2 protein-coding genes are annotated in these 2,317 nt (G+C 63.6%); one reads left to right on the top strand and one right to left on the bottom strand.

The features are described 5' to 3' along the window. Positions 1–90: 90 nt before the first annotated feature. The gene (locus QW868_RS33465) at positions 91–1,275 is read right to left on the bottom strand and encodes an acyl-CoA dehydrogenase family protein (RefSeq protein WP_316232571.1); all 1,185 of its coding nucleotides are present in this window, start codon (positions 1,273–1,275) and stop codon (positions 91–93) included. 161 nt (positions 1,276–1,436) lie between these two features. Here QW868_RS33465 and QW868_RS33460 point away from each other — a divergent pair, with 161 nt between their 5' ends. Continuing rightward, the gene (locus QW868_RS33460) at positions 1,437–1,982 is read left to right on the top strand and encodes a carboxymuconolactone decarboxylase family protein (protein ID WP_316232570.1); all 546 of its coding nucleotides are present in this window, start codon (positions 1,437–1,439) and stop codon (positions 1,980–1,982) included. The last annotated feature ends 335 nt before the right edge of the window (positions 1,983–2,317 follow it).

The following is a 2,317-nucleotide window of genomic DNA, read 5'->3' as shown; positions in this document are numbered from 1 at the left end:
CCGTAGAAGAATCCACGCCATGCGCCTTGTCCACTCAGTCTAAACCGGACAGCCGTGGGTCAAGCCCGGGCATGACGGAGTTTGGGGTGATTACGCCCCCGGCAGATCGAGGATGCGCTTGGCGATGATGCCGAGCATGACTTCGGACGTGCCTCCTTCGATCGAGTTGGCCTTTGTGCGCAACCAGGCGCGCGGGCGGACGCCCTCGCTGGAGCGCTCGCTTTCCCATTCCAGCGCGTCGATGCCGCCGGCCGCCATCAGCAGCTCGTGGCGGCGCTTGTTGAGCTCGGTGCCGTAGTACTTCATCGCCGACGAGAACGCCGGATGGCCCTGCCCCGCCTTGGCGAGATCGACCATGCGCTCGGCGGCGGCGGCAAGCGCGGCCTCGTCGATGTCGAAGGTCGCGATCTCAGCGCGCAGCAGCGCATCGTCGAGCCGGCCCTGCCCGTCGCTGCCGACGGAGTCCGCCGCGACCTGGCCGAGCGGCCGGCTTCCGCCGCGCTCGCCCATGCCGGAGATCATCGCGCGCTCATGCTGCAGCAGATATTTGGCGACGTCCCAGCCGCGATTGACCTGACCCACGACATTGGCCTTGGGCACCCGGACATTGTCGAAGAAGGTCTCGCAGAACGGCGAGCGACCGGAGATCAGGAGGATCGGCTTGGTCGAGACGCCCTTCGACGTCATGTCGAACAGGATGAAGCTGATGCCGTCATGCTTCTTCGCCGCGGGATCGGTGCGCACCAGGCAGAAGATCCAGTCGGCGTAGTTGGCGTAGGACGTCCAGATCTTCTGGCCGTTGATGATGTAGTCGTCGCCGTCGCTTTCAGCGCGCGTCTGCAAGGAGGCGAGATCAGAGCCGGCATTCGGCTCGGAATAGCCCTGGCACCAGCGAATGAGACCGGCGGTGATCTTGGGCAGGTGCTCGCGCTTCTGTTCGTCGGTGCCGTATTTCAGTAGTGCCGGCCCGAGCATCGAGATGCCGAACGAGGTGATCGGGGCGCGAGCGCCGATCGCCGCCATCTCCTGGCGCACGATCTTGGCCTCCTCACCGTCGAGACCGCCGCCGCCATATTCCTTCGGCCAGTGCGGTACCGTCCAGCCCTTGTCGCGCATGCGCTCGAACCAGACGCGCTGCGGCTCGGAGGAGAATCTTGCGTTGCGGCCGCCCCAGAAGGTGTCCTCCTCGGAGGTCATCGGGCGGCGCATCTCTAGCGGACAATTGGCCTCCAGCCAGGAGCGCGTTTCGCGGCGGAATGTGTCGAGATCGGCCATGTCTGGTCCTCGCGCGTTTCCATGATTGCTGTCGTTGGCAACGACCTAACCTCAGCGCTTCCTGGAATTCAACATCGATGTCGCCGCAAGGGCGGTACACCCTCGCCTTGCATGGCGTTCTATGGTCATGATGCCGCCGCCCGAAATATGAGGACACCGACATGCGCCTGAAACTTCTTTCGCCTGGCGAAATGAGCGCCGACCAGCGCCAGACCTATGACGAGTCGATCGCCAGCAAGCGCGGCGCGCCGCCGCCGCCGATGATGGCCTGGCTCAATAGTCCGGAGATGGCGCGGCATGCGACACGGCTCGGCGCCTTCCTGCGCTACGACACGGTGTTTCCCGCAGCATTGTCGGAGATCGCGATCCTGGTGACGGCGCGGCACTGGACCGCGCATTACGAATGGTACGCGCACAAGCGCCTAGCGCTGGCGGGTGGCCTCGACATCAAGATCATCGACGCCATTCGCGACCGCCGCACGCCGGCGTTTTCCGATCCCAAGGCGAAGATGATCTACGACGTTGCCAAGTCATTGCATGAGGGCCACGGGCTGACCGATGCGCTGTACAAGGACGCGATCGCGCTGCTCGGCGAGCGCGGCCTGGTCGAGATCATCGGCCTGTGCGGCTACTACACGATGGTCTCGATGACGCTGAACGCGTTCGAGTTCGACCTGCCGGCGGGCGAGGTGCCGGAGTTGAAGTAATTGCGATCGCAGACAGCGCTCTTTCGATCGCGGAGCCCATGACTGCGCCCTCTCCCCTTGTGGGAGAGGGCAACACGGACATCAGCTACGACCTCACTCGGGTGAGGGGTTCGTGCCCCAAATTCAGATCGGAGTTCGTGGCAACCCCTCACCCGGCTTCAATGCTGCGCATCGAAGCCACCCTCTCCCACAAGGGGAGAGGGGACACCGAGCGCGTCGCTCGACTGATCAGCCTCTCCGCTGCGTCTGAAGCGCTCCCTAATACTACTGAGTCAAAAATCGACGATATACCCGGCTAAGAATCAAGTATTTGTAGAGATTCAGACTTTCACGCG

Source organism: Bradyrhizobium sp. SZCCHNR1051 (assembly GCF_032489615.1).
In the GTDB taxonomy this organism is placed as follows: domain Bacteria; phylum Pseudomonadota; class Alphaproteobacteria; order Rhizobiales; family Xanthobacteraceae; genus Bradyrhizobium.
The sequence above is the reverse complement of the archived record's forward strand: the minus strand, read 5'-3'. Positions and strand labels throughout refer to the sequence as shown.

What these genes read in the sequence shown, in the direction of transcription:
- QW868_RS33465 (WP_316232571.1), bottom strand. Translation starts at nt 1,275, where the DNA reads ATGGCCGATCTCGACACATTCCGCCGCGAAACGCGCTCCTGGCTGGAG.
- QW868_RS33460 (WP_316232570.1), top strand. Translation starts at nt 1,437, where the DNA reads ATGCGCCTGAAACTTCTTTCGCCTGGCGAAATGAGCGCCGACCAGCGC.